The organism is Pseudarthrobacter sp. NIBRBAC000502771 (genome assembly GCF_006517215.1).
GTDB classification, from domain to species: domain Bacteria; phylum Actinomycetota; class Actinomycetes; order Actinomycetales; family Micrococcaceae; genus Arthrobacter; species Arthrobacter niigatensis.
In genome coordinates this window covers 1,121,317-1,147,866 of sequence record NZ_CP041187.1, presented here as the reverse complement: position 1 = coordinate 1,147,866, position 26,550 = coordinate 1,121,317, and the positions used below count along the sequence as shown (strand labels likewise).

The 26,550-nt window shown below is 62.3% G+C and carries 20 protein-coding genes; 10 read left to right on the top strand and 10 right to left on the bottom strand.

Annotated elements, in window-relative coordinates; all coding sequences use genetic code 11:
• The first annotated feature begins 7 nt into the window (after positions 1-7).
• The 10 genes from NIBR502771_RS05455 (at position 8) to NIBR502771_RS05410 (ending at position 11,226) form a co-directional block, all read left to right on the top strand.
• Entirely contained in the window at positions 8-1,132 is a 1,125-nt protein-coding gene (locus NIBR502771_RS05455; protein WP_141158840.1) for a Gfo/Idh/MocA family protein, read from the top strand.
• Entirely contained in the window at positions 1,129-2,124 is a 996-nt protein-coding gene (locus tag NIBR502771_RS05450; protein WP_141158839.1) for an NAD-dependent epimerase/dehydratase family protein, read from the top strand. The genes NIBR502771_RS05455 and NIBR502771_RS05450 overlap by 4 nt, the downstream gene beginning before the upstream one ends.
• Entirely contained in the window at positions 2,121-3,287 is a 1,167-nt protein-coding gene (locus NIBR502771_RS05445) for a DegT/DnrJ/EryC1/StrS aminotransferase family protein (protein WP_141158838.1), read from the top strand. Before NIBR502771_RS05450 ends, NIBR502771_RS05445 begins: the two co-directional genes overlap by 4 nt.
• Positions 3,284-3,943 carry an acetyltransferase gene (locus tag NIBR502771_RS05440; RefSeq protein WP_141158837.1) on the top strand — a complete coding sequence of 220 codons (660 nt, stop codon included), beginning with the start codon at positions 3,284-3,286 and terminating at the stop codon, positions 3,941-3,943. The genes NIBR502771_RS05445 and NIBR502771_RS05440 overlap by 4 nt, the downstream gene beginning before the upstream one ends.
• Positions 3,940-5,064, top strand: coding sequence for a DegT/DnrJ/EryC1/StrS aminotransferase family protein (locus tag NIBR502771_RS05435; protein WP_141158836.1), 1,125 nt, complete (start codon positions 3,940-3,942; stop codon positions 5,062-5,064). Before NIBR502771_RS05440 ends, NIBR502771_RS05435 begins: the two co-directional genes overlap by 4 nt.
• Positions 5,061-6,611 carry an oligosaccharide flippase family protein gene (locus tag NIBR502771_RS05430; protein WP_141158835.1) on the top strand — a complete coding sequence of 517 codons (1,551 nt, stop codon included), beginning with the start codon at positions 5,061-5,063 and terminating at the stop codon, positions 6,609-6,611. The genes NIBR502771_RS05435 and NIBR502771_RS05430 overlap by 4 nt, the downstream gene beginning before the upstream one ends.
• Positions 6,612-6,691: 80 nt before the next feature.
• The gene (locus tag NIBR502771_RS05425; RefSeq protein WP_141158834.1) at positions 6,692-7,786 is read left to right on the top strand and encodes a glycosyltransferase family A protein; all 1,095 of its coding nucleotides are present in this window, start codon (positions 6,692-6,694) and stop codon (positions 7,784-7,786) included.
• Between the two features lie 56 nt (positions 7,787-7,842).
• A complete protein-coding gene (locus NIBR502771_RS05420; RefSeq protein ID WP_141158833.1) occupies positions 7,843-9,117 on the top strand; it encodes a glycosyltransferase family 4 protein in 1,275 nt (424 codons plus the stop codon).
• Positions 9,118-9,230: 113 nt separating this feature from the next.
• A complete protein-coding gene (locus tag NIBR502771_RS05415; RefSeq protein ID WP_246839821.1) occupies positions 9,231-10,499 on the top strand; it encodes an O-antigen ligase in 1,269 nt (422 codons plus the stop codon).
• A 13-nt stretch (positions 10,500-10,512) separates the two neighbouring features.
• Complete coding sequence (locus NIBR502771_RS05410; RefSeq protein WP_141158831.1) at positions 10,513-11,226, top strand: chain-length determining protein; 714 nt, start codon at positions 10,513-10,515, stop codon at positions 11,224-11,226.
• A 645-nt stretch (positions 11,227-11,871) separates the two neighbouring features.
• Here the strand turns inward: NIBR502771_RS05410 and NIBR502771_RS05405 are convergent.
• From NIBR502771_RS05405 to NIBR502771_RS05360, 10 genes are all read right to left on the bottom strand, one after another.
• Positions 11,872-13,161, bottom strand: coding sequence for an ISL3 family transposase (locus NIBR502771_RS05405; protein WP_141158830.1), 1,290 nt, complete (start codon positions 13,159-13,161; stop codon positions 11,872-11,874).
• 421 nt (positions 13,162-13,582) lie between these two features.
• The gene (locus NIBR502771_RS05400) at positions 13,583-14,737 is read right to left on the bottom strand and encodes a glycosyltransferase family 4 protein (protein ID WP_168225717.1); all 1,155 of its coding nucleotides are present in this window, start codon (positions 14,735-14,737) and stop codon (positions 13,583-13,585) included.
• A gap of 322 nt (positions 14,738-15,059) precedes the next feature.
• Positions 15,060-17,579 carry a WecB/TagA/CpsF family glycosyltransferase gene (locus NIBR502771_RS05395; RefSeq protein ID WP_246839820.1) on the bottom strand — a complete coding sequence of 840 codons (2,520 nt, stop codon included), beginning with the start codon at positions 17,577-17,579 and terminating at the stop codon, positions 15,060-15,062.
• Between the two features lie 512 nt (positions 17,580-18,091).
• The gene (locus NIBR502771_RS05390; protein ID WP_141158827.1) at positions 18,092-19,393 is read right to left on the bottom strand and encodes a M18 family aminopeptidase; all 1,302 of its coding nucleotides are present in this window, start codon (positions 19,391-19,393) and stop codon (positions 18,092-18,094) included.
• A gap of 21 nt (positions 19,394-19,414) precedes the next feature.
• A complete protein-coding gene (locus NIBR502771_RS05385) occupies positions 19,415-20,821 on the bottom strand; it encodes an amino acid permease (RefSeq protein ID WP_141158826.1) in 1,407 nt (468 codons plus the stop codon).
• A gap of 273 nt (positions 20,822-21,094) precedes the next feature.
• On the bottom strand, positions 21,095-21,970 hold the full coding sequence (locus NIBR502771_RS05380) for an ABC transporter permease (protein ID WP_371706623.1): 876 nt from the start codon (positions 21,968-21,970) through the stop codon (positions 21,095-21,097).
• A complete protein-coding gene (locus NIBR502771_RS05375; protein WP_141158825.1) occupies positions 21,967-22,893 on the bottom strand; it encodes an ABC transporter ATP-binding protein in 927 nt (308 codons plus the stop codon). Before NIBR502771_RS05375 ends, NIBR502771_RS05380 begins: the two co-directional genes overlap by 4 nt.
• 147 nt (positions 22,894-23,040) lie before the next feature.
• A complete protein-coding gene (locus NIBR502771_RS05370; RefSeq protein WP_141158824.1) occupies positions 23,041-24,537 on the bottom strand; it encodes a bifunctional phosphatase PAP2/diacylglycerol kinase family protein in 1,497 nt (498 codons plus the stop codon).
• Positions 24,538-24,541: 4 nt separating this feature from the next.
• The gene (locus NIBR502771_RS05365) at positions 24,542-25,774 is read right to left on the bottom strand and encodes an MFS transporter (protein ID WP_141158823.1); all 1,233 of its coding nucleotides are present in this window, start codon (positions 25,772-25,774) and stop codon (positions 24,542-24,544) included.
• Positions 25,771-26,544, bottom strand: a complete 774-nt coding sequence (locus tag NIBR502771_RS05360; RefSeq protein ID WP_141158822.1) for a DeoR/GlpR family DNA-binding transcription regulator — start codon at positions 26,542-26,544, stop codon at positions 25,771-25,773. Before NIBR502771_RS05360 ends, NIBR502771_RS05365 begins: the two co-directional genes overlap by 4 nt.
• Positions 26,545-26,550: the final 6 nt, after the last annotated feature.

Sequence of the window (26,550 nt, the reverse complement as noted above, 5' to 3'; positions counted from 1 at the left end):
CAATCACATGAGAGTATTCGCCACTCACACCCACGCCCCTGACCAACCGCGGCCTGCGCGGAAACTCCGTATCGCCGTCGTCGGTGCCGGCTACTGGGGACCAAACCTGGCCCGCAACCTGCAGGCCAGTCCCGACTGGGACCTGGTGGCAATCTGCGACCTTGACATTGAACGCGCACGGAAACTGGCTGCCACGCTCGGGGATATCCCGTGCGTGGAGTCCATGGATGAGTTGCTGGACTTTTGCGAAGTGGATGCGGTGGCCATTGCGACGCCGGCCCGCACCCACCATGGTGCGGTGATGACAGCGCTGCGCGCCGGCAAGCATGTGCTGGTGGAAAAGCCGCTGGCGGACAGCAGGGAACACGGGCTGGAAATGGTAGCCGAGGCCAGGGCAAACGGGCTGGTGCTCATGGCGGACCACACCTACTGCTACACGCCGGCTGTCCTGAAGATGCAGGAGCTGGTGCAGTCCGGCTCGCTCGGGGAAATCCTGTTCGTGGACTCCACCCGTATCAACCTGGGCCTCGTCCAGCCTGATGTGGACGTCTTCTGGGACCTGGCGCCGCATGACCTTGCCATCCTTGACTTTGTCCTGCCGGGCGGGCTGAATCCATCAGAGGTTTCCGCGTTCGGCGCGGACCCGCTGGGCACGGGCCGGGACTGCGTGGGGCACCTGAACTTCCGGCTTCCCAATGATGCCACCGCCCACGTCCACGTGAACTGGCTGAGCCCCACCAAAATCCGCCAGATGGTTATTGGCGGGTCCCTCCGCACCCTGGTCTGGGACGACCTCAACCCGCAGCAGCGGCTCAGCGTCTATGACCGCGGTGTCAGCCTCGACCGTCAGCCCAGATCGGTGGGCGAGAAAGCCTCCACCGCAGTTTCCTACCGCCTGGGCGACACCTGGTCCCCCGCATTGCCGGAACGGGAGGCCCTGAGCCTGGTGGTACAGGAACTTGCGTCCTGCATCCGGCACGGCCAGGAGGCCAGGACAGGCGGCAGCTCCGGGCTGCGGGTGCTGTCAGTCCTCGAGGCGGTCACCCGCAGCCTGGGGATGGATGGCCAGGCGGCACCGGTGGCAGGCTCCGCCATGGCAGGAACCGGCACCGGAATGGAGGGGGCACGGTGAGCGCGTTGGAAGGTGCCACCGTACTGGTGACGGGCGGCGCCGGGACCATCGGATCCACCCTGGTGGATTCCCTGATTGAGGCCGGGGTCAGCCGGATCGACGTGCTGGACAATCTGGTCCGGGGCCGGCTGGACAACCTCTCCGGCGCCGTGGCGACCGGGCAGGTCGAACTGGTTCGGGGTGCCATCCAGGACCGGGACCTGGTGCATGACCTCACCAGGGGCAAGGATCTGGTGTTCCACCAGGCCGCTATCCGCATCACCCAGTGCGCCGAGGAACCACGGTTGGCCCTGGAAGTGCTGGTGGACGGTACGTTCAACGTCCTGGAGGCCGCCGCGGAGCACAAGGTGGACAAGCTGGTGGCGGCATCAAGTGCCTCCGTGTACGGGATGGCCGAGGAATTCCCTACTCCCGAACGGCATCATCATGCCAATAACGACACCTTCTATGGCGCAGCCAAGTCGTTCAACGAAGGCATGGCCCGCAGCTTCCGCGCCATGGCCGGCCTGGACTATGTGCTGCTCCGCTACTTCAACGTGTACGGGCCGCGGATGGACGTCCACGGCCTGTACACAGAGGTCCTGGTGCGGTGGATGGAGCGGATCATGGACGGCCGGCCGCCGCTGATTTTTGGCGACGGCCTCCAGACCATGGATTTCGTCCACACCGCTGACGTGGCCAGGGCCAACGTCCTGGCGGCCGCCAGCGGCGTCACCGAGGGCATCTACAACGTGGCCAGCGGCACCGAAACCAGTTTGCTGGAGATGGCGCAGGCGCTGCTGCGGGTCATGGGCTCCGGCCTTGAGGTGGAGCATGGCCCGGAGCGGCAGGTCAACGGCGTGGCCCGGCGGCTGGCCGATACGTCCGCTGCCGCACGCGATCTAGGCTTCAAGGCCGAGGTGGAACTCGAAGAAGGACTCCGGCAACTGGTCAGCTGGTGGATGCCGCTGCGCGAGGAGATTGCCGCTGCACGCACGGTTGGTGCCCGATGACTGCCGAGCCGGTCCTGGCCCGGATCAACGTGATGAAGCCCTGGCTTGGGGACGAGGAAGCCCGTGCCCTGGCCGACGTGGTGGCATCCGGCTGGGTGGCGCAGGGACCCAAGGTGAAGGAGTTTGAATCCCGCTTCGCCGAATCCCAGGGTGTCCGGCACGGCGTGGCCACCTCCAGTTGCACCACCGCCCTTCACCTCGCCTTGGTGGTGGCGGGGATCGGGCCCGGGGACGACGTCGTCGTTCCGTCCTTGTCCTTCATCGCAACGGCAAATGCCGTCACCTACGTCGGTGCCCGGCCGGTATTCTGCGACGTCGACCCCGTGACCGGGAACGTGACCGCGGAAACCATCTATGCTGCACTCACCCTGGATACACGGGCCGTGATTGTGGTGGACCAGGGCGGCGTGCCCCTGGACATGGATCCAATCCGCAGCCTGTGCGACCGCCACGAGATCACCGTGATCGAAGACGCCGCCTGCGCCGTGGGGTCGACTTACAGGGGCCGGCCGGTGGGTGTGGACGCGGATGTCGCGGTGTGGTCCTTCCATCCACGGAAGATCCTCACCACCGGCGAGGGCGGGATGCTCACCACCAACCGGGCAGACTGGGCTGCCCGGGCCAGGACCCTGCGGGAGCACTCCATGAGCGTCTCCGCAGCAGACCGGCACGGATCCCTGCTGGCACCGCCGGAGGACTACCTGGAGGTTGGTTTCAACTACCGGATGACGGACCTGCAGGCCGCCGTCGGCATCGTCCAACTGGGCCGGCTGGCTGCGGTGCTGGCACGGCGCCGGGACATCGCGGCACGGTATGTGGCCGGACTCGCCGGGGTGCCCGGCCTGCGTTTGGTGTCCGACCCGCCGTACGGCACAACGAACTTCCAGTCCTTCTGGGTGGAGGTCCTGCCCAGTTTCGGAACCACCCGGGACGGGCTGCTCGAAAAGCTGGCGGAAGCCGGGATCTCTGCGCGGCGCGGCATCATGGCGGCGCACCGCCAGCCCGCCTACCGGTGGCGCGACTCGGGCGGAGGCCTCCTGCAGCACACGGAGCGGCTCAATGACAGGACATTGATCCTGCCGGTGTACCACGAGTTGGACGACGGCGGCCTGGACAGGATCATCGGCGCCATCCGGGCTTCGGCAGCGGGGACGCGCACATGAGTGAGCTGATCCTGATAGCTGCCAGCGGCCTGGCCCGTGAAGTCCTGGCGATGGTGCGCAGCAGCGGCCAGTACGACGTCGTCGGCCTGCTCGATGACGATAAGGAAATGGCGGGTGTCAGCGTGGACGGCGCCCCGGTGCTGGGAACCATCGATGACGCCGCCAAATACACCCACGCGTTCATCCTGGTGTGCATCGGTTCGGGCAGGGCGCGTGAATCCGTGGTGGAGCGGCTGACGGCGCTGGGGCTCACCGAGGCGCGCTACGCCACCGCCATCGACCCTTCGGTCCTGTGCCCGGAGGGGTGCCGGGTGGGCAGGGGCAGCATCCTGCTCCGCAACGTCACGCTTACTGCCTCGGTCACGCTGGGTTCGCACGTGGTTGCGATGCCGTCGGTGACATTCACGCACGACGACGACGTGGCGGACTTTGCGACGTTCGCGGCGGGGGTGTCACTGGGCGGCGGAGTCCGGATTGGCCGGGCGGCATACCTGGGCATGAACGCCAGCGTCCGCGAACGGACCTCGGTGGGGGCATACGCGACCGTGGGGATGGGGGCTGCTGTCTTGAGCAACGTCCCTGACGGGCAGACGTGGGTTGGGGTGCCGGCACACGAGATTGATGGCGAAAGCTTCCGGATTGGAGGGATGTCATGAGCGTGGATGTTCATCTGCAGGTTGTTCCCTTGGTGGATTTGGTGGCCCAGCAGGCCGAAGTTCACGACGAAGTCATGGCGGAACTGGCCAGCGTCTTGTCTACGGCTGCCTTCATTGGAGGGCCCGTGGTTGCGGCTTTTGAGGCGGCGTATGCCTCATTCGTTGGTGCTTCCCACTGCGTTGGAGTGGGAAATGGCACCGATGCACTCGAACTTGCGCTGCGCGCTGGAGGCGTGCGGGCCGGCGGGGAAGTCATCCTTCCTGCCAATACATTCATCGCGACGGCCGAGGCGGTGAGCCGGATCGGGGCCGTGCCCGTGCCGGTCGATGTGGATCCGGACTACTTGCTGATTTCACCGGCCGCCGTCGCCGCCGCCGTTACATCCCGCACGCAAGCCATCGTGCCGGTCCATTTGTTCGGGCAGACCGCCTTTGTGGAGCAACTGTCCCCCATCGCAGAGTCCTGCGGCGCTGTGATTATCGAGGACGCCGCGCAGTCGCAGGGTGCAACGCGTTTTGGCAGGCACGCGGGAACGTGGGGCCTGGCCGCCGGGACCAGCTTCTATCCAGGTAAGAACCTTGGCGCCGCGGGGGACGCCGGCGCCGTCCTGACGGACGATCCTGCAGTTGCTGCGCGGGTGCGCCTGTTGAGCGCGCATGGGAGTTCCGAGAAGTACCACCATGAAGTCATCGGGTTCAATTCGCGTCTGGATACAGTTCAGGCCGTCGTGCTCAAAGCAAAACTTGCCAGGCTTCACTTATGGAACCTGCGGAGGCGGGAAGCCGCGGAGCGTTACGCGGCATTGCTTGCGGATGTGCCGGGGGTTGAGCTGCCGCGGGAGGCGCCCGGGAACGCGGATGTGTGGCACCTGTACGTGGTACGGGTCCAGCACCGGGATGCGGTCCTCCGGGCGCTGCACGATGCCGGAATCCAGGCCGGAATCCACTACCCGGTTCCAGTGCACTTGAGTGGGGCTTACGCCAAGGCTTCCTTCGGTGCCTTCCCTGTCGCCGAGGAGGCTGCCGGACAGATCCTGTCGCTGCCGCTGTTCCCGCACATCACCGTTGAGCAGCAGGAGCGGGTCGCAGAGGTTCTTGCAGATGGGGTGAGGGCGGTATGACGACGGAGTCCGACCACAGGTCGGCCTGGAAAAACTCACTGCCATTAGTAACGGCAAATTCCGGACGGGAGGCCCGCCTCGCCGCATCGGTCAAACGAGGTGCGGGCTGGTCTGCTGGCGGAACAATTTTTCTGCGGCTCAGCAATATTCTTCTAACAGCTATTGTGGCCCGGATCGTTTCTCCCGAGGCACTGGGGGTCTTTACACTGGCAGTGACAGTACACTCCATCGTGGTGACGTTGGCAGAACTAGGCGTAGCCAGCGCTGTGTCCCGCTGTGATCTCGACGTCGACAAAATAGCGCCCACGATAACCACTCTTGCTATCGTTGGTAGCCTGCTTCTGGCTATCCCGATGGCCGCCTTCGCCTCTCAAATTGCACAGTTCATGGGCAACGAGGACGCAGCTAGCTCAATTAAGATTCTCTCCATTGGCGTCGCTCTGATCGGCCCACTGGCCGTTCCAGGAGCGTTGCTGCAACGCAATTTCAGGCAAAAGGTCAACTTCTGGGCATCTGTTGCATCATTCGTCCCGGGCAGTGCCACACTGCTGGTTCTTGCCACCCTTGGGGACGGGGCCGAGGCCTACGCCTGGTCACGCATCGTAGGCCAAATCGTAATGGGGGGCATAATACTCGCCTATTCCTCACGCATATATTTACCAGGCTTAGAGTTTCCGCTATTACGTCCCCTGCTCGCCTTCGGGCTTCCGCTGGCTGGTGCCAACCTCCTCAGCCAAATTCTTCTGAATCTGGATTACGCACTCATCGGACGGCTGCTAACTGTCGCAGACTTGGGAGTCTATTTCCTGGCATTCAACGTGGCAATGTGGCCCACAGCGATTGTCGGAACAGTTTTGAACAGCATCGTCCTTCCCGCTTTTTCCCGCGTCTTGCGTGACAATGGAAATATTAGAAAGTCAATAACAGATGGCCTGACTGTTATTGCACTGATTGTATTTCCAATTGGTGCATTCTTGCTAGCATTTTCAGATCAACTGATAGTCATTGTTTACGGACCGAAATGGGCGGCTGCCGGCCCCGTCCTGTCCATTCTTGCCACCTATGGCGTGCTGTTCGTATTTGGACTTTTCATTGCGAACATCCTTATTGCCTTAGGCAAGACTTCCCTGCTCTTCGTTGGCCAAGTAGGAGCGCTCCTGGCTCTGGTACCTGCCCTCTGGATCGGCATAACCTTGGCCGGTCTCCATGGAGCAGGTGTTGCCCATATTGTGGTCATGTGCGGCGTAACCATTCCGGTCTATTTTTGGGGGTTGCGCCGTGCCACTTCCATTGGCCTGGGTGAGCTCTGTGTCGCCCTCAAGACACCAGTCCTTTCTTCGATATTCGCCGCAGTCCTTGCCAAGACGCTGACGCTTCCGTTGCCTGATGGCTGGTTGAGCGTTCTCTTGGGGGGCGTGATCGGCCTCGGAACATGCATCGCCATGAACTATCGGGTGCTGACTCAATTGATTCCGATGACCTCCCGACGGGTGTCGCAGGCATCACAAAAACGCAAGAGTCCAACTGCAGGCAGGGATCACCCATGACTTCCGAATCCACGGACCTCCGTTTACGTACTCCGCGAGCAGCATCCACCCGGACCCGGATCAGTTAAAGGGAGCAATCGATGTTACAGCGCGCTAGGTCAACTGTCTCTTCTGGCCGCCTACCGCATGTCGCCGTAGTGGTGCCCTGTTACAACTACGGACGATATTTGCAGGACTGCATAGAAAGTATTATTAGCCAGCCTCAGGTGACTACTAATGTCCACATTCTCGACGATGCATCCACGGATGGGAGTGTTGCAACAGCAGAACAGATGGTCTCCCGATATCCAAATGTCCGACTCTCACGTCACACAGATAATAGGGGTCACATAGCCACCTATAACGAGGGACTTTCGCAGGTGGACTCGGACTATGTGGTGCTCCTGTCGGCCGATGACATGCTGGCACCTGGTTCGCTAAGCCGAGCCGCTGCACTTATGGAAGCTAATCCACAGGTCGGACTCGTATACGGTCATCCGCAAGCATTTACGACGAGCCCCCATGCAGGTCGGACGAAGTCACGGCACTGGTCAGTCTGGCCTGGTCCAAGCTGGATATCTGCTCAGTTTCGACGCGGCCTTGGCATCATCGCCAGCCCCGAAGCTGTGGTTCGCACCTCTATTCAGCATCGTGTGGGCTACTACCGGCCAGAACTACCGCATTCCGGCGACTTGGAGATGTGGTTGCGGATAGCAGATGTAGCTTCGGTGGGCCGGATCAACGGTGTGGACCAGGCATATCGCCGAGTGCATAACGACAGCATGATGCAGACAAGTTACGGCAACCTTCTTACTGATCTTGAGGAACGAGTTCGGGCATATAAAACATTCCTCATGCACAGTGGTCTCAATGAGGGTATCAAAAGGAGTTTACTAGCGACCGTCTGCCGCAGGATGGCAATCGAGTCCCTTCGTTGGGCCACAATCGAGGCAAAAAAACCGCTGCCGAATTTCTTGGAGATTTCCAAAGCCCTGCAATTTTCAGCTAAAGTCTTCGATAACTTTACCGACTTAAATGCCTATCAGAGTTTCATTGCCTCCGCCGACGAAAGCCTTCGAAATGACCTCGGACTCTTCAACAACGCGACTGACTCCTTCAAGGCATGGCGTGGCTATATCGAAGGAGAACTAGGGGACCGCCTCAGGTGGCGTCGATGGAGGATTTTTGGGATCTGACGCGGTCCTATCGACCGCACGAGCCTCATCTATTAGGAAGCGAACAGGAGGGTGAAATGACTTCAGCCCATAGCATGCGACGGATGATCCAACTAGGCGCCACTGCAATTTCCATGGGACCTCGCAACGCCGCGAACGCTGCAATCCGCCGTGCATTGGTGAGTCTGGGCAGCCTTGTTGACACGCCGATCGATGAACTGCCGGTCTCGATTGAGTACCTCACATCTGCCGATGAATTACAGCCCACACGCGCCGAAGACTCAAGGGCCAAAGTGCTCCACATAGGATGGATATGTTCCCCCCCCAGTGCTGGCTCCGGAGGACACACAACCCTCTTCCGTATGGTTAAGGCGGCCGAGGAACGGGGTCATATTTGCACATTGCTGCTGTACGACAAAAACTCGAACGATGTCGCCCGACACGAGGTGCAGGTACGCCAGTGGTGGCCAGAGCTCAAGGCAAGCATTCGCAGCGCCACTGGCGACCTAGCCGGCCTGGACGCAATCGTGGCCAGCTCATGGGGCACAGCGCACCTGCTGGCATCCCGAAAACCCCAAAATCTACACTGTTTTTACTTTATTCAAGACTATGAGCCCTACTTTTACCCCAGGGGAGCCCTATACGCCTTTGCCGAGGAAACGTACCGTTTTGGCTTCATTAATATAGCCCTCGGCGCTATGGTCGATGCAACAATTGAGAGAGAAACCGGCATACGATCGGACGTTACAGTTCCATTCGGTTGTGATCTCAAAACATACCGGCTCCTTCCACGCCACGATGAGAAAGAGAACCGAACTGGGGTTGTCTATTATTCCAAGCGAACTGCTGACCGCAGAGGATATCTGCTTGCAAAGTTGGCGCTTGAGATATTTCACAAATTACATCCGGAGCAGGAAATACACGTCTACGGCGACGTCGTTAAAAACTGGCGAATACCCGTGACGAACCATGGAACTCTCTCACCAAGCCAACTCAACGAGCTCTATAATAGAACCATTGCAAGCGTTGCGCTTTCGTTCACAAATGTCACGTTAGTCGCTGAAGAAATGATGGCCGCAGGAAACGTTCCTGTGATCAACGACCATCCTTTCTCACGGGCGGTGCTGGACAGCTCCGGCCCTATCTGGACTGCGGCCACACCGAAGGGAATTGCTGCTGGTCTTTGTGCGGCCATATGTGCGGAGAATAAAGCTGTGCGAGCCACGCGACTGTCCAACATGTCGCGAACGGACTGGAATCATACCGGCGCCTTAGTTGCAAGTTGCATTGAGAAATATTGCAATAGGCAGCCAGAAGGCGCGGCCGCTCTATTCATTGCGAATAAAAAATGACTTCCCTAAGTGCCCGCCTAAGGCGATCGGACCGACGCTCAGAAACGGGCCGCCGCACCGCCAAAGCTTTCACCCCAAAAGAGGCGAGGAGCGAGCCAAAACTATCTTTCCTAATGAAATTTACGGCTTTTAGCATATTCTTTTTTCCGTCCTCAATGGTGCTCAAGCCCATGGGAGCAGCTGGGACCGTCCCCCTCCTGCTGGCTATGCTGGTATTCGCATTTTGGCTCGGCTCAGTACTTTTTGGACTTGAAGACCCCACCCACAGAAGTAACCCCGGCCGACTCGCGCTGGCAGCACTTTGGCTAGCGACTACAGCGTCATACGTCGCACTCAACGCCGGCCTTACGGGGGGAAGTTCGATGCCAGCCAGGGCTGCCGCGGATCGTGTATTAATCCTACTTCTTGCGAGCGCGGGCCTGATCCTCGTAATCAGCGAAGTTGTTCGTTCCGCAGAGGATGCACTTGTCCTCGTCCGATGGTTGTTAGCGGGCGCATTTTTCTGCTGTCTTGTTGCCCTTGTGCAATTTGTTTTTCGAGTGAATCCTATGGAGTGGATTCGGGCCCTACTGCCGGGATTTACCTATAACGGCGGCGATACGCCTTTCCAGACCAGAGCTGCATTGGTTCGGGTTGCGGGTAGTACTTTCCACTCCATAGAACTCGCAGTCGTCTCTTCCATGCTACTTCCGCTGTCTATATGGAGAGCAGTCTATGATCCACTGGGAAGAAAATGGTTCCATTGGCTGCAATGCTCATTGCTCGTTATTGCAATCGCCTCTACCGTCTCAAGGTCGGGCGTCATTGGCCTCGTTACGGGGCTTTTCACTTTTGTCCCATTTCTGCCCAAAGGGGCTAGGAAGTGGACAGTGATCGTAGCGCCTATCACCATGGCATCCCTGTTTCTCATTATACCCGGCCTTATGAGTACTCTCGCATCATCCTTCACCATCGGGAGCGCCGATCCTTCAATTTCTACTAGGACGAATAATTATCCGCGCGTTGAAGCGCTGTTTAATGAGCGCCCTATTTTAGGATTAGGACCGGGTAACTATATCTTCGAAACGGCCCTGCAGATCCTGGACAACCAATACCTGACCGCCCTAGTTACCCTAGGAGGCGTCGGACTGGTGGGAACTGCGGTATATTTCGTTCTCCCGGCGATTTCCGCGCTTATGGCCGCAAAAGCAATTAAAGTGCAAAAGACAAAATCGCTCGCAGGCGCCGTTGCGGGCGGCGGTCTTGTGGCAGCGGTATGTTCATTTACTTTCGACTCCCTTTCTTTCCCTGTTTTTGCCCTCACTTATCCCATTTTAATTGGTTTGAGTGGTACCGTCTGGTGTCTGGCGAGGGACGAGAAGAGATCATCTAGAAGAAGCTAGCAGGAGGGATACCATGGATCCTTTGTCCGTTATCCGCGTCATTATGCAATATAAGCTTGCGGCGATACCAGCAATGGTCGCTACACTTATTGCTGCGGTGTATGTTTTCCAGTTCGCACCACGTTCTTTCGAGTCAAATGCATCGTATGCCATAATTAATCCGAATCCCCCAGCCAAAGAAGATGCCCTGCTAGATCCCGCACTTGGTAAATTGAACTCTGATAACCCCTACCTTCGCTCATCCGATCCCACTTTGATTGTTCAGGTAGTGATGACCGACCTTAACAGCAAGAGTTCCGCTGATTTGCTGGAAGGCATGGGGTTAGGCACTGATTATTCAGTGACACGTTACTCCGCTGGCAACGGTTCAGGCTTTGTTCTAGACATCGCCGGCCGTGGTACCAGTCCCGAAGAGTCTTCCGCCGTGACACGAGCGGTCGGTGATATGCTCCAAAAAGATCTATACAGGCAGCAAAAGGTAAATGGTGCCGATGATCGATACCTATACACCTCCATTGTGATAGCTCAGTCAGCCAAGGCCACAGAGCAATTCTCTAGCCGACTTCGTTCAGTTATCGTTGTGATTCTCGGGGGCGTTGTACTTACATTTGCATCTATTTCTGTGGCGCGATCTGTAAAGAGAGCGCGAACGAGTCATCTAAGAGTGACTGAAGAGGAAAGTCATAAACACTTTTCACGTGATGGGGTAATCGAGAGCTCTTCGTGAAGAATTGAGAGGCATATCGTCATTTAGGTAACCCAACCTGAGCCGGATGGTGGAACACGGACTCTTCAAGGTTCGTGGTAAAACAGGGCCTTGGCATTCTTGTCAGGGTCGCCTTTCCATATGGGCTTCTTTGGTGGCTACCCACTTCCAAGAGGCACTGACCACTTTCCTGCTGCACCACACCGGACCTGGCACCGTCCACCCGCCGGCCCCGCGACGCTCTCGTGTGTAGCCGTGATATGGTTCGGTCGGGCCGCGGTGGCGCCCCGCGTTTCGTTCGGTGTCTAATTAGGCTGGTCCAGCGGACCTTGGATTCAGCAGCTCTGACGCTGACGCCCTGTGGGCGCGGATGCTCGGCATCGATGAACACCACTACCGTTTCGTGCGGTCCTTCCCCGACCGGGCTAAGGCCTGGAACGCTGCGAATCGTGAATTAGCATCATCGTCGTCTCGACGCCGGACAAGCCCTGGGAATTGTGGCCAGCCACGAAAGCGAGGGCGTCGGCGACTGGCTGTTCACCCTCCCGCTTCAATGACGCCTGGGCAGGCATGTCGTTGCGATTTACCCGTCCGCGGCGTTCCGAAGGCCCTGCGGATATGGTGGCTCTTCGCGGTTCGTGGGGAAATTGATCCCTGGGATGAGTGTCATGCCGCCGTCCGGACGGCACTTCTCAAGAGAATAACCGATTTGTAATTGGCTGCATTGCGGTACCCACGGGCGGTTCGCTTGATGTTCTTGATCGCCGTGTTGTTGGCTTCGACCTTTCCGGTAGTGGCACCGGTGATGATGAGCACCTCGATCTCTTTCCACCACCGGCAGACAGTGCGGTAGAGCCTGTTCGTCTCGGGCCTGGCTGCTGCCTTCACCAGTTCTTCGAGCTTTGTTTTCGCTGCGGCGGCGTCGTCCAGGGAGCCGGTGCGCAGCAGGACCCGGAGCTGTTCTTTGACCTTCCAGACCGCCCGGAGGGTGCCGGTCGGGTCGTCGACGGCGAAGACTTCCTCAAGCCGGAGAGCGGCCCGCCAGCTGAGTGTGTCGCCGCCGCGCAGCAGGAGCATGCGGTGGGCCCACGCCTTGTCGATGGCACGTCCGCGTCGGCCCTTGACCTGCTGCGAGAGGTTCTGCCGCGTCTCCGTCATCGCGTGGTTGGCCAGCGAGATCAGGTGGAAGTGGTCGACCGCGACGGCGGTACGCGGAAGCCACATCCGCAACGCTTTCCTGAACGCCGCCGAGGGGTCGATCGCGACAACCTGCACAGCCAGACGCCAGTCCAGAGGCCGGGCAAACAGCCATTCCCCGACGCCCTTGTGGTCACGACCGTCCACGACGCCCAGGACCTGGCCGGTGTCCAGATCCACGATGGTGGTCATCCACGGCTCGAACCGTGTCCACGCCTTCGTTGCGGGGTCCTGGAAATAGCGCACGGACCGGAACCGATGCTCATCAATGCCCAGCATCCGCGGGCTGAGTTTGTCCACGTCCGGCAGCTTCAGCAGGCATGCTTCGGTGACGGCGGCACGGACCATCCACCAGGACACGGCGAAGCCGGCAGCTGTCTCAGAGACGGGCCGCCCGGAGCGGATCACGGCATCCACGAGCTGGTCCCTGAGCCGGCTCGTGGACCGGGAACGGCGCGGGACCTGGGGCGTGGATTCAAAGAACGACAGCCGGTCGCACGCCGGTTCCTCGCAGTACCAGCGGTACTTGGACCAGAGCACGTCCACCGGCCCGGCGACAGGAATATCGCGGAGCCGTTGCAAGCGGCGCTCTTTCCGGCGGGAGGCAATGACCCCGCAGCTCGGGCAGCCAGGAAGTTCGTCAGTTTCGACGATGACCTGCCGCCGGCCAGCGGTGATGGAGGTGGAAATGACGTGGCAGTCGGGCAGGTTGAAGAGGATGGTGGCAGCATCGGCTGCGACCCCGGTAGGCTCAATCACGGCTCGTGGTCCTGTTCCAGGTTGAATGCTTAGACACACTCATCCCAGCAGGGCCACGGGCCCCTTTGACTTCAACGACACGAACTCATTCCCCACGAACCGCGAAGAGCCGATATGGTTGCCATGCACTGCAGTCTTGGTGGACGCGCCTCACCTGGGCAAGCTCCCAACGACATTCTCACCGAAGTCGCGAAACGCCTCACCCCCGCAGGTCTAAGGCCGGCAGGGACGCTCGGTGATCTGGTCTGAGCCAACCGGAGACGACAGGCTCTAGGCCCTTGTCAAACCAGCCGGCTCTGGCGCATGGTCCGTTGGTCGTGGAAATAGATCGTAGTCCTCATTGTCACCGAGGCCCCAGCCCCCGCGCCGGGTCCGCTCCCACCACAAGGATGCAGCAGGACAGTCCTTACATTCCGGCCGTTTAGGCAGTCCCAGCAGCTGCCTCGAGTACTTTCGCATGCCGACTCAAGCACACGTCGGCGTCGAACCTTCGGGCAGCCTCAACTGCGATTCCTTCACTTCGACTCCAGGCGCGATCTCGGCTGAATGACAGCATTGCCGCGATCAACTCCTCCCTATTTTGTTGCCTTTGGAACCTGGAGGCCGCCATGCTCTTCCAGTCAACTACCAAGGGGTCACCCAAGGGGTTAGAGACGAGACATCCCCATTTCGGTTTATCGGCGAGTTGCTCACGAGCTCCTCCGACGTCGCTCATGACTACGGGGACCCCCGACATCAGCGCCTCCATGGAGGCAAGAGCCCAACCTTCGAAAAACGAATTGAGAACAAATCCATCGGCAGCGGACAAAAGCACTCTGGGCTGCTGCGTGTGATCCCGCAAGTGCAAACGACCGCCGTGCCGCATCCTGTTCTTTAGTTCTAGCACTTGTTCCGCGTAGGAAGCGTCATCCGGACGTCCGCAAATGAGCAGGTGCGCGTTGGGAACGACTTCGGCAACCTCGGAGAAGGCACTGGCTAGTCCAAAATTGTTCTTCTGCAGGCAGTGTCGGGCGAGAGACACGAATAGGTATTCATCAGTGAGGCCGAGGAGCCTTCGAGCGTTCTCCCTTGAAATGCTTGGTCTTGGCGAAGACACCACACCGTTTGGAATGTTAGTAATGAAATCAGGTTCGCAGTCGACATCTACAGCCAAGTACTGCCGACGGACCATTTCACTGACGCTCACCAGCCCTGCCAATAAATCACGTCGTGCACGAACTTGGACTCCGTCCACGTTGAATTGGTTGTGCATTCCGTGAAGCGTTTCTACAACTGGTATCGAACATGCGGCAGCGCTTTCAAGCATCCATTTGGGAACACCATGAGCACTCACGACGTCCGGCCGCCAAAACCGCAGCCACGCCTCACAGTCTTCTGCATTGAGGCGTACAACCTCGAGCCCTTCTGCCTCCAGATTGTGCCGCAGACGATCTTGACCTGTCTCCGCGCTTCTCCGATACACGTAGTCAGGCGTGTGCGCGACCGCTACACGATAGCCACGTCGGTGCAGCCCCCGGGCAAGAAATGCGACGACTTCATCCATCCCACCTGCATCCAACGACTCCGTGGCGATCACACACCGCATCCCTCGGTGAGCCGGCACGAGGGGGACATTTGAAACGCTTGTTTCGCTGCCACTCGACTCATGCGCCGATAGGCAGACCGATTGGGGAGCTAAACGCTCCGACCGTCCGGATATAAGTGGACGGGACCAGCCCTCTAGTTGAACTTCCGCGAGATGCCCGGTCGGCCGCAGCAACATTTTCACGAGGCGTTTTATAGGCTTTGGAGTAAAACTCGAGTTGCGCTGTGCAAACAGAAAGAGTTTCCTCGTCACTTTCGACTCTCGGACGACTGCGATCAAATCTTTCACCTTGGTCCTCGGAGTTAGTTTCAATCTAAATTCGGCTGCTTTCATCCCGCTCCCAAGTGGCGCGGGTATGGCGCAGAGCCAAACGGCCACCGACCGCAAATGCAGCGTAGACCAGGGCATCCAGGGCGGTCGCCGGACCCTTCACGGATCCAACTAGTTCCCGCAGCGTCCTGCCCGTGTGGGCTCCGTCCATCCCCCGTAGCTCCGAATTGCCGCGGTACACCCGACAGAGGGTTGAAAGAAGTACTCTCGCAGACCGCGGTGTGCGGACGGTCACCGGCGTACATTCAACGACCACTTTTTCTGAGTCGCTAAAGAGCCTGTCGATATAGCAGTCGTCGGCGGTCAGAGCCGGAAACTCACCCAGGCGCTCATGACCCTCCTGATTCAGCCCGTAAATGCCCGCCCCCCACATCGATGCTGAAGACTGTGGAAGACGGCTGCGGGCCCGGTAGTAGGCCCGGACTGCCCAGGAAGCCCCGGACGTGTTATAGACAAAGGCAGGCCGCGCACAGAGCACCCCATTATCCGCGGAAAGTGCCTTCAGAGTGGCGTACAACGCCTCCGGGGGAACCTCGATATCTGCATCCACGTAGACCCTGGGCCACCGCACGGCGGCCTCATCGGCGGCATTGAGGGCAGCCACCTTGGAAGCCACAGGCACGTCGATGACCCGCACGCCGGGAACGGCGGCAGCGATGCCCGAAGTCGCGTCGGTGCATCCGTTGCAGGCCACAATGACCTCTACCTGGCCTGTGGCCAGAGGAAGCTTGAGGGCCGCCAGAGTCCTGCCGAGCACGGAAGCCTCATTGTGTGCAGGAATGATGACCGCCGCGGCCGGCGGATCTTCGGTCACACCACGGGAAGGTTTGTAGGTAACGGAGTGGGGAAGTTCCGCCCACCGGGTCTCCCTGGCAACCAGTCCCAAAATGCCCCGGTGGGCAGGAAGCGGCGCCCGCAGCAAGGCGGATAGAACGACGGCGGCACGGAACACACGCGCGTACCCCAGAGTGTGGAACTTGCGGGCATAGCGGATTCGGTTTGCACTCACTAGGGCGTCGAGCGCCGGCGAGCTTCCCGATCCACCCCTGCCATGGGTCATGGCGGCCACTGGCTCAAACCAAATGGCTGCCCCCAGTTCGCGGACGCGGTGCAGATAGTCCGTCTCCTCGGAATACAGGAAGTAGGTCTCATCCCATTCGCCCACTTCGTCGGCGACATCGGCCCGGATCAGCAGGGCAGCCCCCGTAGCCCACTCAACCCGGTGCGGGTGGGCGTAGCTTTCGGCGTCGAAATCCATCTCTGAAAGCCATCCCGGTCGGCCCGGAAGTTTGCTGCCCAAGGCTGCATCACCGAGCGCCCGCAGAATGCTTGGTTCCCGCCGCAGCGAGGGGTAGAGGGTCCCGTCTTCGTCCCGTAGAAGGGGAACAACAACCCCTGCGCCTGTCCTGCCCATAGAGGCGCGCATGGCGCGTACGGACCCTGAATGGAGACGGAGATCCGGATTGAGCACCAGATAGGCATCGGCAGTGCCCGCCCGGGCGCGGGCGGCGTTGATCCCGCCGGCGTAGCCCAGATTTCCCCCGGTGGCGAAGGCTGTCACCTCCGGGTAGTGCTGGAGGCAGACCAAAGTTTCGGGATTGGGCGAATTGTCAGCCACCACCACCTTGATCGACTGCTCCGTAGTTTCCTGCAGCAGGCTTTCAAGCATTCCGCAGACATCGGAACCGTTGTTATAGGTGACCACCAGCGCCGCCACGTCAGCGTGCTCGCTGACAGGCGTGAACCCCCGGGGCCTGAAGCTGCGGGTGATAGCGTCGGCCGAGGTGTGCGAAGCAGCCGGAACGGCAGGCACCAGGGCTGTGCTGTGCCGGCGGAGCCGCACGTAAGACTCCGGCCCTTCCAGCAAATACCTTTTGGCGAGCCTCCGCGGCTCGATAGCCAGCCTCCAGGCCCATTCGAGTCCCATGCTGCTGACTTGCGCCGGCGCCCGCTGGACATTGCCCGCCAGGAAGTCGACGACGGCCCCAAAGGCCAGGAGGACGTTCGCTCCCGTAAGGTGCCCGTACTCCGCTATCCAGAGTTCCTGACGTGGCTTTCCCAAGCAGATTAAGAGAATGTTGGCTCCCGCAGCGCGGATCTCGCTGCACAGTTGGAGCGATCCCCGTCGGTCTGCCAGAACCTCCCGGCCTGGCGCCCACCAGCCCGCCACTTTCAGGAAAGGCTCTTGGGCCTTGAGCCGTGCACCAGCCCGGCGTTGCGCTTCCGCGCTGCCGCCCAGAAACCCGACGGAAAGCCCAAGGTCCGCCGCGGTGGCGAGAATCTGGTCGATCAAGTCGCTCCCCGCCAGACGGGGCCAATGGCGTCCCGTCAGTTCCCCCGCCCTCGAAACCAGCGGAGCACCATCCAGCAGCGTCAGCCATTCCAAGGGAGCGACATCCAGGCTGCCCTCCCACCGGCCGCCCACGCCGAAGTGGTTCAGGTGATCCAGGTTTGCGGACAGCACGCACAAGGGCACTGGACCGGCGCCTGAAGCGCGTCCCATGATGGTCGCAACAGCCTTCTCCCGCCCCATCAGGTCAACGGGTACACCTCCAAGGCACACCCGCGCCGGTCGGCCCTCAGTGACCCCAGCTTCAGCGGCCCGGAAGAAGGAGGACCCGGGCAGCTGCCGCCCCCGAGGATGGACCGCCCTTCTGGGAGCTATCAGGTCTGCCATCCCCAGCTTTGGGATATGGCGGGGAAGAACTCGTGGTGCAGATGTCATTCCGGCTCCATGTTCGCGGCACACTCGCGAAGCGGCATGAAGAAGGGCTGCACTCCCCCGACATACCTGCGGGCCGCCTAAACGGCCCTGCTGTCGCTTACCTGGCAATGGCGACACCAGCGGTTATGCGTGAACGGCCCGGAACCTTGGCTCGAACACCCCGCAGGTATCTCCGAATCAACGCTAGGCAGGCCCCGGGAGCCGGACCATACGCCTGCCCCCGACTCTGTGGATACCCGCACGAGCTGTGCGGACATCAATGCGGACGGACAGCAGGCCGGAAGTACCTACTACACCGCCGTCCCGAAGAACAGCTCCGTGACAACAGCCAGGCGGTACGGATCCTCCACGCCGCACAACTCGCGGGCGGAGTGCATGGACAGCAGCGGCACACCCACGTCCACGGTCCGGATCCCCAGCCGGGTGGCGGTGAGCGGGCCAATCGTGGAGCCGCAGGGCACCACGTTGTTGGAGACGAACTCCTGGTACGGCACCCCGGCTTCGCCGCAGAGCCGGGCCCAGAACGCGGCACCAAAGGCGTCCGTGGCGTACCGCTGGTTGGCGTTGATCTTCAGCAGCGGACCGCCGTTCAGCACGGGATGGTTGGCGGGGTCATGCCGCTCGGGGTAGTTCGGGTGCACCGCGTGGCCGGCATCGGCAGAAAGGCAGAACGACGCCGCCAGGGCCTGCCGCCGCTGGCTCACCGTTGCGCCAAGGCCGTCGGAGATGCGCACCAGGACATCTTCGAGGATGGGCCCGCACGCACCGGAGCGGGAGTTCGACCCGATTTCCTCATGGTCGAAGGCCGCAAGCACTGCGATGGGACCGCCCTCGGGCCCGGAACCGGTGTGGGCGGTCAGCGCCGCCAGCCCGGCGTGCGTGGCCGAAAGGTTGTCCAGCCGCCCGGACGCGAAGAACTCCCCCTTGCCCCCGAAAACTGCCGCCTCCTGCGTGTCCGCAATGACGACGTCGTACCCGCCAATCTGCGCCGGGTCGACGGACGCCCCGGCAACCGAAGCCGCCAGTACGCCCAGCAGATCGGAATCCGACGGATTCCCCAGCCCCCACACCGGATTCATGTGCCGCTGTTTGTCCAGCGCCAGCCCCTCGTTCACTGCCCGGTCCAGGTGGATGGCCAGCTGGGGGAAGCGGAGCAGCGGCCCGGTGGCCGTAAGGTGCTCGGTACCGTCCAGCATCACCAGCCGGCCCGCGAGCCGCAGCTCGCGGTCCAGCCAGGAATTCAGTAGCGGGCCGCCGTAGACCTCCACACCGGCCTGAAGCCAGCCGTGGGCACCGGTGGTGGGCTTGGGCTTGAGCTTGAAGGACGGCGAATCGGTGTGCGCGCCGAGGATGTTGAATCCGGTGGCCGGTCCCGCACGCTCCGGGACCACCCACGCGATCAGCGCGCCGTCGCGGATGATGTAGAACGAACCCGGCCCGCCCTCCCACGGCTCCAGCTCATCCAGGCGCGTGAACCCGGCCTCCGCCAGCCGCCGGCCTCCCTCGTGCGCTGCATGGAAGCTCGACGGCGATGCGCTGACAAAGGCGCCAAGGTCCTGGATGTGGTCTGCGGCAGAGGAAGGCAAAGGCATGGTCCCGAGTCTAGCGCCGCCCTACTCCGCGGGAGCCGGGGCAGCCTCGGCGGCTACGGCGGGCTGTGCGTCCGCTGCCGCATCCTTGCGGCGGTACCGGAGGACGCCCACTGCCACCACAACGGCGGCCAGCGCCAGGGAGAGCAGCAGGGACTCACGAGTGGATTCCACGATCACCATGCCGATCAGCAGGGCCACGATGCTGATGATCGCTGCCCAGGTGAGGTATGGGAAGAGCCACATCTTCAGCTGAAGGTCCTTCGCTGCGGCACCCATCCGACGGCGGAGGACCAGCTGCGAGGCGGAGATGACCAGCCACACAAACAGGGCAATGGCACCGGAGGTGTTCACCAGGAAGAGGAACACCGTGTCCGGGGCGATGTAGTTCAGGCCCACGGTGACGAAGCCGACCACGGTGGAGGCGAGCACGGCGGCAGCGGGAACGCCTCGGCGGGAGATGCGCGTCCAGGAGCGCGGGGCGTCACCGCGGGTGGAGAGGGAGAACAGCATACGGCTGGCGGTGTAGAGGCCGGAGTTCAGGCAGGAGAGGACCGAGGTCAGCACCACGACGTCCATGATGGTTCCGGCGCCGGGGATGCCGAACAGCTCGATGACCGCAACGTACGGGCTCTTGGCGACGGAAGCAGAGTTCCAGGGAAGCAGGGTGACCACTACCGCGATGGAGCCGATGTAGAACACCAGGATGCGCCACACGGTGGACTTCACGGCCTTCTTCACGGCGTCCACGGGGTTCTCCGATTCACCGGCGGCAATGGTGGCGATCTCTGCCCCGAAGAAGGAGAAGACCACCACCAGGATGCCGGCCAGGACTGCGCCCGGACCGTTTGGCATGAAGCCGCCGTTGTCGAGCAGGTTGCTCAGGCCGGGCGCAGGGACACCGGGGATGAGCCCCAGGATGGCGGCAACGCCGAAGATCAGGAACAGGACGATCGCCGCGACCTTGATGGACGCGAACCAGAACTCGAACTCGCCGTAGGACTTCACGGAGCCGAGGTTGGTGAGCGTCAGCAGCACCATGAGGACAAGGGCCCACACCCACTGGTCGATGCCCGGCACCCAGCGGTGCATGATCGCGGCACCAGCTGTGGCTTCAATGCCCAGGACGATGATCCAGAACCAGGCGTAGAGCCAGCCGATGCTGAACCCTGCCCAGCGGCCCAGCGCCTTGTCCGCGTAGGTGGAGAAGGAACCCGTTTCGGGGTTTGCGGCGGCCATCTCACCCAGCATGCGCATCACCAGGATGACCACCAGGCCGGCGGCCGCATACGCCACGAGGATGCCGGGACCGGCCTGCTGGATGGCTGCCCCCGAGCCGACGAAGAGTCCTGCACCGATGACGCCGGCGATGGCGATCATGGACAGGTGCCTGGGTTTCAGGGACTTTGAAAGTTGCTGGTCAGCATGCATGGAAGTGCCGTCCTGTTGGGAAATAGCATGGGTTGGGCGACGTGCCTTGGTGGTCACCGGCGGACCGTGTGATGCACCACATCGTCGTCTCACCCTAGAGCCGCCATTATGCGCCTTGCTTTGTGCAGTCCAACAGATCTGGCTCCAGCCAACAGGACGGCGCTCCAAGCGGAGACCGTCAGGGGCAATAAAAGTTTTCCTTCAGGCATATTTGTAATGTGCCCGAAACCACGCGGCCACCCCGGGCGCGTGGCGGAAACCGGCCCCGCGGGCCTATACGTCCCGGCGCTTCAGCAGCACGGCTGCGAGCAGGACGGGGATAACCACCCAGGCGCCCAGGACCAGTCCTGCCTGCCAGGCCTCCAGGCTATCCGGAACGTGCTGGGCGGCCGTCAAAGGCTCCACGGTGTTGCCTGGCAGGTATTTGCGGGCTTCCTTGAAGAAGTCCCCGGGGATGAGCTGGAACGCAATCGGTGCCACGAAGAAGATGCCCACCAAGCTCATAATGCCGCCGGCCGAATTCCTGATCAGCGTCCCCAGGGCCATTCCGATGGCGGCGACGGCGGCCACATAGATGCTGTTGACCAGAAGGAGCTTCACCGGCTGGGAGCTGCCAAGGTCCAGTTTCAGTCCGTAGTTGTCCAGGATAGGCACCGCCACGAGTCCTGCCACCCACGTGGAGGCAGCCGTGACCACGAACGAAGTCACCATGACCACCACCAGCTTGGCACCGAAAGCCGGGAGGCGACGGGGAACTGCCGCGAAGGTGGACCGTGCCATTCCGGTAGTAAATTCCGAACTCATCAGCAGCACGCCAAGGGAGCCGAGAATCAGCTGGGCGAAGGCGATGCCGGACGTAGGCACGCTGACGGCAAGGTCTCCGCCCTGTGCTGCCATCCGGGCAGCAGCCTGCGGGTCCCGGGTGGCCGCATCGGCGAACTGGCCCGTCCCCCATGCGGACAACGCGCCAAAGCCAACCATGACGACGGCCGTGGAGGCGAGCAGGATCAGGGTCGAAAGAAGGCTGCGGAACTTGATGACTTCCGAGTTGAGCACCCGGATGAAGGTGGGCCCGGGAAGGGAGCGTCCGGCACTGCGCGGGTCCGGTCCGGCGGGGGAGGGCATGGATTCAGTGGTCGTGGAGCTCATGAGTGGGCTACCTCCGCAGCGGGCAGGGAGTGGTATTCGACGTCGTCCTTGGTCAGTTCCATATAGGCCTCCTCGAGGCTGGCCACAAGGGGCGTGAGTTCATACACCATGACCTGGTTTTCCAGGGCCGTGGCTGCAATGGTCCTGGGATCCAGGCCGGTCACTTCGAGCAGTTCCCGTTCCGGCACCTCAATGGATGCTCCACGGCCGGCCAGGAGCTGGCGCAGGTGGTCGGGCTGGTCGGTGCGGACGCGGACCCGGGACTGGCCCTTCCCGGTGATGATGTCCCGGATGGGGGCATCGGCAATGACGCGGCCGCGGCCAATGACAACCAAGTGGTCCGCCGTCTGTGCCATCTCGCTCATCAGGTGGCTGGAGAGGAACACCGTCCGCCCTTGTCCGGCAAGGTACCGCACGAGATTCCGCACCCACACCACGCCCTCAGGGTCCAGGCCGTTGACGGGTTCATCGAGGATGAGCGTCTGGGGGTCCCCCAGCAGCGCCGCTGCGATGCCCAGGCGCTGACCCATGCCCAGCGAGAATCCGCCGGCTTTCTTGCGCGCCACCGCCTCGAGTCCGGTCATTTCGATGACTTCGTGCACCCTGGCTTTCGGGATGCTGTGGGTGGCGGCCATCGCCAGCAGGTGGTTGTAGGCGCTGCGGCTGGTGTGGACGGCTTTGGCATCCAGCAGGGCGCCCACCTCCCGCAGCGGGGCTTTGTGCTGCCCGTAGGGCAGTCCGTTTACGGTCGCTGACCCTGACGTTGGCCGGTCCAGTCCCATGATCATGCGCATGGTGGTGGACTTTCCTGCCCCGTTCGGTCCAAGGAAGCCGGTGACTTGCCCTGCCCTGACGGTGAAACTGACACCGGCAACGGCGGTTTTGTCGCCATAGACCTTTGTCAGCCCGTTTACCTCGATCATGAATCATCCTTTGAACGGCAGCGGACGGCTGCGGACGTTGTGGGGTGCGGATACCTTCCCCACGCTACCGAGGCAGGCGCCGCTTTGGGCCGCTTTCAGGGATGATTCAGGGGAGAATCAGGGTTGTCCTCCCCGGCGTGGCCCATGTCAGGGGCGTGGCGAGTAGTACGCCAGGGCCTTGGGCCGTACTTCGTAGGCCACCTTCCGGACACCGGCCAGCGCTTCTCCGTCCACTGCCAGCGCCATGGGCGCGCCGCCGGCGTCGATCCTCACCTCGGTGGCTTCCCGCAGGTGGGTGATCCTTGAGCTTGCCACCGTCCCCGTCAGAACGGACCAGAGAAGCCGGAGCCGGGCAAAGGATTCGTCGGCGGTGATCAGCCGGACGTCGAGGACCCCGTCGTCCATCACCGGCCTGATCAGGGGTGCGTGGTCCCGCGGATAGTACCGGCCGCGGCCCAGGTAGGCGATCCACACCTTGTGGCGGACGCCGTCCACGCTCAACGTTGTGGGGGTGCCGGCGGCGAAGGTGCGGAACATGGCCACAACACCGGCCAGCGGCTTGCCCAGCGCCGGCTGCAGGTGTTCCCGCCGCCGCACAAGATTCGGATAAAGGCCCACACTGGAGGTGTTCAGCATGATCAGCCGGGAGACTTCGGGATTGCCGGCAAGTCCGCGTTCCACGGTGACCACACCAACGCCGGCCAGGGCCGCCTCGCCCTTTTCCGCGGCCGCGACCGCCTCCTTGAGGCTGCCGGTCCCGGCGTCCCGTGCAAAGTGGTTGAGCGTCCCGCCCGGCAGGACCAGCAGGGGTATGGAGCGTTCGACGGCGACAGCGGCTGCGGCGCCGACGGTCCCGTCTCCGCCCCAGACACCGAGGGCCAGGGTGCCGGGATGGTCTGCAGTGGCATTGATGCGCTGGACCAGGTCTTCGTCCGGCTGCGCGACATTGATATGCGCCTTCGGGAATACTTCTTGGAGCGCTGCCGCGGTTTCCTCCTTGAAAGAGCCGCCCAGGGTGTTCACAACGATACTGAGGCCCTCGCCGCCCGGCAGTGCCGGTGCGCTGGTCACCGCCCGCGTGGTCGGGGGGATGGGCGGACGGACAGGCCACCAGTGGCGCGTCACCAGGGCAGCTCCTGCACCCAGGACCGACCCGAAGATTACATCGGAGGGCCAGTGCGCGCCGGTGTGGACCCTCGAATAGGCCACCCCCAGGGCGGCCGGAGCCAGCGCGATTCCCAGCGCCGGACGGACCAAGCCGGCTCCCACGGCAAACGCTACGGCTGATGCGGAGTGCCCTGACGGCATGGAGGAGCTCGTGGGCTGCGGATGCACGAAGCGGAAGACCGGCAGGTGCTCGGGGAGCGGCCGGGTGCGGGGGAGCAGTGTCTTGAACACCACGTTGGTCACTGCCGACGCCACTCCCTGTGCGATCAGCCCGTGCACCGCCGCCCTCCTGGTCTTCCCCGGGAAGAGGGCCAGGACCGCTGCCGTCCCCATCCAGAGTTTGCCCTGGTTGGCGGAGGCGGAGAGGCGGCGGAAGAAGGCGTCGTGGTTTCCTCCGGGCAGGCCCGAAACATGCCCTACGAGGTATCTATCGAGGCGGCTGACCCAGCTCCGGCCCGGGGGCTTGGTGCTTTGCATGGGATCACCCTAACCCCACTGGCTCCTCCTCCGGGGCTGGCCCCGGTTCAACGCGCAGGGGTTTCGCCGCTCCGGCGAGGAGCAGTGCCACCAGGATGGGCGCCATGATGGCCAGCAGCGCGGTGTGGATTCCGGTGAGGTCACCCAGGTAGCCCAGCAACGGCGGCCCGGCCAGGAAAGATATATACCCCAATGTGGATACAACGGACACGCGGGCCGCTGAATGCTTGGGGTCATCCGAAGCTGCGGACATGCCCATGGGGAAGGCCAGGGCGGCGCCCACGCCCCACAGGGCAGCTCCAATACCTGCCAGCCAAATGTTTGATGCCAGCACGAAGAGACCCAGTCCGGCGGCGGCCGCGGCCATGCTGGCCCGTAGGACGGCCACCCGGCCGTACTTGTCGATGACCCTCCCGCCCAGGAACCGCATTGCCGTCATGGCCAGGACGAACAACGCGAACATGAGGGCGCCGGTGGATTCGGAGGTGGCAAGCCCGTCCACCGAGGCCTTGGCGATCCAGTCGTTGCCTGCGCCTTCGGTAAGCGTGGCGCCGAGGACCACCACACCAATGAGCAACGTCCTGCTGTCCCGCCAGGCGGACGGTCCCTTGGCTCGTTTCGGCTCCCCGTCCACAGGGGCAGTCGAGACGTGGGGAAGGAAGTAGCGCGGCACCGTCAGCGCCACCAGCACCACTACGGCTGCGATCACCAGAAGGTGCAATGGCAGGTCCACGCCGAGGGTTGACAGCCCCGCCCCCACCAGGGCCCCTACGAAGGCGCCTCCGCTGAAGGCTGCGTGGAACTGGGGCATGACGGTCCGCCGGAGCTTGTGCTCCACGTCCGCCCCTTCGATGTTTTGCGCCACGTCCCAGAGGCCAATTCCAATGCCGAAGAAGAAAAGTGACACGGCCGTTCCGGGAATGGACGTTGTCAGGAGTGACATGGCGATGCCCACGCCGGCGGCCGCGGCCAGCAGTCCGGCATAGCGCACGGTATTGGCCGTTCCGAGCCGGCCCACCACGAGTCCTGCGGTTGGCAGCGCGAGCAGGGATCCCACGGCCGTGCACAGCAGCAGGGTGCCCATTTGGCCGGAAGTGATGTGCAGCGTCTGGGTGACGGCGGGGATGCGGGCCGCCCAACTGGCAAAGACAAGCCCGTTGATGCCGAAAACCACGAAGGTCGCCGCAGCGGCGGCCTTTAGTCCTGCCTGCTGGTCCGTTCCGGTGTTGGTGCTCATACGCTCACTACTTCCACTGGGTATTTCTCAAGTTCGGCTTTGTCCTGTGCACTGAATTTCCGGTCCGTGACGATGACGTCCACCCGGTCCAGTCCCGCCACGAGAACCCTGGCGTGCGCCTGCCACTTTGCGGCTGAGGCGGCCACCACCACCCGGGCTGCGGATTGCAGGCCGGCTGCTTTTACGGCCGCATCTTCAAGGTCGTGGGCCAGGAGTCCGTCTTTGAAGTCCACGGAACACGGCGTCAGCACCGCGGTGTCGAAACGCAGGGACCTGATGGTGGACTCGGCCAGTGGTCCGCGGAAACAGAGTTCACCGGGCACCACGCTTCCCCCAGGCAAGAGCAGCGCGGGGCGTGAGCCCCCTGCGCCGTCTCCCTCAGCTGCCGCATTCAAGGCCTGCAGGGACATGGGCATCAGCGTCAGTTCCCTGCCCGCCACGGCCCGGGCCACTGCGGTGGCGGTGCTTCCGCTGTCCAGCCAGACGTGCTCGTTCTCCGCCAGGAGGCCGGCGACGGCTGCCGCAATGCGCCTCTTGCCGTCCTGCTCCTCCAGCTCCCGCTGTCCGTAGCCGGGATTCTGCCCCTGCCCTATCAGGCTCCTGGCCCCGCCGTGGACCCTGCGAAGGACACCATGGCCGGCCAAAACCTCGAGGTCGCGGCGGATGGTTGCTCCGGAGGCGCCGCAGGCCTGCATCAGCTCCTCCACGCTCACCTCCGGCTGCTGCCGCAGGACTTCGGCGATTACGCGGTGCCGCTCATCCGTCTTCATGATCAA